Annotated in this window: 4 protein-coding genes; all 4 read right to left on the bottom strand. The window is 59.9% G+C overall.

Features of this window, described 5'->3' with window-relative positions; all coding sequences use genetic code 11:
* On the bottom strand, nt 1-528 hold a 528-nt coding region (locus DM374_RS33940; protein WP_225422670.1), incomplete at its 3' end, for a DUF6708 domain-containing protein.
* A 44-nt stretch (nt 529-572) separates the two neighbouring features.
* Nucleotides 573-740 carry a hypothetical protein gene (locus tag DM374_RS33370; protein ID WP_157969802.1) on the bottom strand — a complete coding sequence of 56 codons (168 nt, stop codon included), beginning with the start codon at nt 738-740 and terminating at the stop codon, nt 573-575.
* Nucleotides 737-1507 (bottom strand): DUF6708 domain-containing protein, encoded by a 771-nt coding sequence (locus DM374_RS33935; protein WP_225422668.1) that lies wholly within the window; start codon nt 1505-1507, stop codon nt 737-739. Before DM374_RS33935 ends, DM374_RS33370 begins: the two co-directional genes overlap by 4 nt.
* A partial coding sequence (locus DM374_RS32125; RefSeq protein ID WP_110973491.1) for a T6SS effector BTH_I2691 family protein occupies nt 1504-4147 on the bottom strand: 2644 nt, incomplete at its 5' end. The genes DM374_RS32125 and DM374_RS33935, both read right to left, overlap by 4 nt.

Genomic DNA, 4147 nt, shown 5'->3' with positions numbered 1-4147 from the left:
GGGGAAGCGGTCGATGACTTGGTTGGTGCCTGGCTTGACGATGGAGAGTTCGACACCGCACTGGAAGATGATTCCACCTTGGGCAGTGGCGTGACGTCTGCTCCAGCGTTCGGCGCGGACTTGGGACCAGTCGTAGGCTACGGGTACTACCTGCCAGCGTTCGAATGGGTTCCACCAGCGGTATTTGAAGTTGTAGGCGTAGAGGCGTTGGCGGGGGCGGTTGAAGCGAAGTGGTAAGTCTCGAGGGGGAGTTACATCGAACTTCACACAGAGCCAGAGAGACCAAACCGATACAGACATGCCCAAGATCAACATGATCCACTCTTCAAGCTGCAAGACACTCCAATCTGACAAGAAAATCCACAACAATGCCAGTATGTGGGTGGTCATAACCGGTGCAAACCAAATCACTACTCCCCTGATAAGTGCCGACGCACGCGGCAACTCCAGAAAAACAGCATCTTGATGGTTGGGCGTATCGAACCCAAGCGCCGGAATTAGTACTGGCAGCTCGTCGGGACCGGGCAAGTCCTCCTTCCAGCCGGGGCATGGGGGTATGAGATTAGGTCTTTTCATACGGAGCCCCACACCTTCCATTCGCCAATCTTGTCTTCCTTTACGATCAGCCGGGCTACACCCGCTTCATCACTCTTGTCGGATCGATAAAACACTTCGAGCGCGAGGGCGTGAATATCTAGCCCTCCTAAATCCACCGATATATCGCTTAGAACAGAGCTCATGGTGCTGTCCTAGATTCCAGGTCCATATCAGCGGGCCATTCGACCTTGGGCGCCAGAAGCATGGCGACGTTGCACCACAGCACATCGTTGTGGTCCCAGGGCGCGCCGGGCGGCGGCAGTGCGTCGGGGCCTTGCTGCATGTAGGTGCAAACGTAGGCCCAGGCGTGCGCGTCGGCGCCCATGGCGGTCAGGGGGAAGCGGTCGATGACTTGGTTGGTGCCGGGCTTGACGATGGCGAGTTCGACACCGCATTGGAAGATGATTCCGCCTTGTGCGGTTGCGTGACGTCTGCTCCAGCGTTCGGCGCGGACTTGGGACCAGTCGTAGGCCACGGGTACTACTTGCCAGCGCTCGAATGGGTTCCACCAGCGGTATTTGAAGTTGTAGGCGTAGAGGCGTTGGCGGGCGCGGTTGAAGCGAAGGGGTAAGTCTCTGGGTGGCGCGACGTCGAATTTCCAGAAAAACAGTATTGACCAGATCGTCAAGGGGCTAAAGAAAGCGTACATCATCCACTCTTCAACACTCATCGCGCGCCAGTCTGATAACAAAAGCCACCACATAACGATCAACTGAACACTTACGAACGGCGCGAACCAGATCACCACTCCCCTGATAAGGGCCGACGCACGCGGTAGCTCCAGAAAGACTTCATCCTGATGGTTGGGCGTATCGAACCCAAGCGCCGGAACTAAAACCGGCGGCTCTTCGGGAGCGGGCAGATCCTCCCGCCAACCGGGGCAAGGCGGAACGAGTTGAGGCCTTTTCATTCGGAGCCCCACCCCTGCCATTCGCCAATCTTGTCTTCCTTCACAATCAGCAGGGCTACACCCGCTTCAGCATTCTTGTCGGGCCAGTAGGACACCTTTAGCTCAATGGCGTGAACTTCGAAAGTCCCAAAAAAGCTGATGGACCCCCTGATTACGAGCGTCCCTGACGCGGGATCGTGCCGAATGACGGGAGCCGTCGTTTCAGGGTGGTAGCCCGGTCGCTTCCATGAAGCCGGGGGCGGCAACGGATCATTCGTACCACCGGTACGGCCGCTCGCGATGGTCTCCCCCGAGCTTTGGCCAGGCCGATACACCTGCAACGCCCACTCGTAGCGCGATGCGTCGAGTCCGTATCGTGGCAGAGCGATTTTGTAGTCCAGAAAGAGTTCAGCAGGAACTGCATCACCGATGGGAAGTCCGCCACTGCGCGCGACCTTCACGGTCATCGCAGCGTCTGCGGTCAAACCCAGCAATACCGCATTCAAGGCACCAATCGCCGTGTCCATGTCCTTTGAGGTCGTCCAGCGACGGTGTTTTTCCGGGATACCCCAGAGAGAATGGCGAGCCCACATTTCCAAGGGTTCTGACTCTAGTCTTTTAGCCCAAGCCGCAACCCCATACGCGGCGAGGCCTAGCAGCACGGCGATCCCGAGTGGAGCGAGTGCTACTGCTGCCGGAGCCAAGGAGCCCAAAACCCCGGCTATCGCTGAGCCTGTTGCCATAGCGGACGCTACCCTATATGCAGTTCTTGCCGTTCTATCGCCAGCTTCGTATGCCCTAGTCGCCGCCAACGCATACTGCACCCCCTCCACAGCACTCGCCAACGCCACAATCGCCCCGCCAAACTGCACGATCCGAACTCCCAACCCGATCTTCTGCACCTCTCCCGTCGCCCGAACCACCTCGGTGGTCAGACCGGGCCGCAAGATCTGAACAGTCATCCCAACAACTTCCACACCCGCGCCCATCACGCCGACCGATGCCGACATGACGGCGGCCGCCGCCTCGGCATCGCCATCGCCCACTGTATTGAGCATGTTTTCATAGCTTCTACGCAGGGCATCCTGTTGAAACCACAGGCTTCCCAACGCCAGCCCCATACCGATTCCCCCGGGCACGGCAGCTTTTCCGGCGTTGCGCATGCTGCGCATAGAGTCCCGCGCCAGCAGAAGGGCGACGTCCGCATTGAGGCTCATGTGCCGCGCAAGGTCATCCATGCTGCCCTTGAGGGCGGTCGTGCCAATGCTGACGTTGCGCAGGGCATCGCCGACGCCGTCGCCAAGACCAACCCGCAGTTTGTCCAGGCGGGCCTGCAAGGCTTCGGCACTCTCCAGCGTCCAGACCTTGACCTCGATGAGCACCGCATGACTGCTGGCCAGGGCCGGGGTAAAGCTGTTGCCCAGCAGCATGGCCCGCACCTTGCGCTCGGCTGGCTTGCGGAATTGCTGGTCGAGTTGCGCGATGACGCGCTCGGTTCCTTCGTACAGCACCTCGTTGAGCAGCGTGAGGTACTCGCCCACCTTGAGGGAAATGGTGATCTGCGTGATGTGCACACCGGAAAAGCGCAGCATGGCTTCCCTGTGCAGATGCCCCACCAGCGCCTTGGCGTGCTCCGATAGCTGGTTACCGAGGGCGTAGCTGGCCGTGGCGGCGGCCGCGAGCAACTCGCCGATCGCGGTCTGTACGGGTTCGACCATGAGCCGTTGGCCCTGGTCGGTGGCGATTAAGGTCTTGATACTGTGGTAGACGCGGGTCCGCTCGTCGGCGAGCAGCTCATCGGTCAGTTGTTCGAGCAGGCTTTTGTCCTTGGCCATCAAGGCTTGGTAAAACAGGCTGTTGCGGTTCTCCAGCTCTTTCTTCCAGAGACGTCCGGAGGGACCAAGCTCGCCATCTGCGCGAAGATCGGTCGGCCCGCCTGCCAGGCATGTCCGCGTCATGAGGATGTAAGCCTTCACCGACTCAGTGGAGGTGACGCTGTAGTCGTTGAGGGCCGCCAGTTGGAACGCAGCGCCATGGTAGTGACTGGCATACGGCTCAGCGACGTCGTCGATGATTCTTTGCCAGGCCGCCAGTGTCTTGTTGTAGCGGTCCTCGAAGTCCTCGCGAGCTTTTTCGTCGTAGCGGTCCCCTAGCCGTTCGAGGGCATCGGCCTGTTCTGCGGCGATCCTGCGCGTCTTCTCGGTCTCAAGGTCGAGGGTCGGCAATGTGTTTCTAACGCCGAGAACGCTATCGTTCCACTTGCCGCGCTGCTCGACGGTCTCCTCGGCATCCTTGATCGCCCGTTCTTCCGCCCTTTGGACTTGCACCTTACGAATACCAAGCAGCGCCTGGGACGTTAAAAACTCGAAGCTCCGCGTCGGCTCGGCACGCCATTTCTGCATGGCCTGGTAGCGCAACAGGCGCTGGGCGTTGAGCTCCTGGACCATGCCAATCGGGTCGGGTAACACCAGGGCCAGCACACCGTTGGCCAGCTTGTACTCTTCAGTCATCGCGCGGACATGGCCTGCCAGGGCGCGCAGCCGGTGATTGCGCGGGTAGAAGCCGTGCACGCTCTGGAAATCGCCCGCCATGGGCTGGGCGTATTCGAGCACCTGATGCACCTGCAGGTCGGCTTCGGTCATGGCGATACCGATGCTGGCA

This window comes from Pseudomonas huaxiensis, from assembly GCF_003231275.1.
Classification (GTDB): Bacteria; Pseudomonadota; Gammaproteobacteria; order Pseudomonadales; family Pseudomonadaceae; genus Aquipseudomonas; species Aquipseudomonas huaxiensis.
This window is presented reverse-complemented; position numbering and strand designations above follow the sequence as displayed.

Bases quoted from the DNA above. Each gene is read 5' to 3' on its own strand.
- DM374_RS33370 (WP_157969802.1), bottom strand. From the start codon at position 740: ATGAGCTCTGTTCTAAGCGATATATCGGTGGATTTAGGAGGGCTAGAT.
- DM374_RS33935 (WP_225422668.1), bottom strand. From the start codon at position 1,507: ATGAAAAGGCCTCAACTCGTTCCGCCTTGCCCCGGTTGGCGGGAGGAT.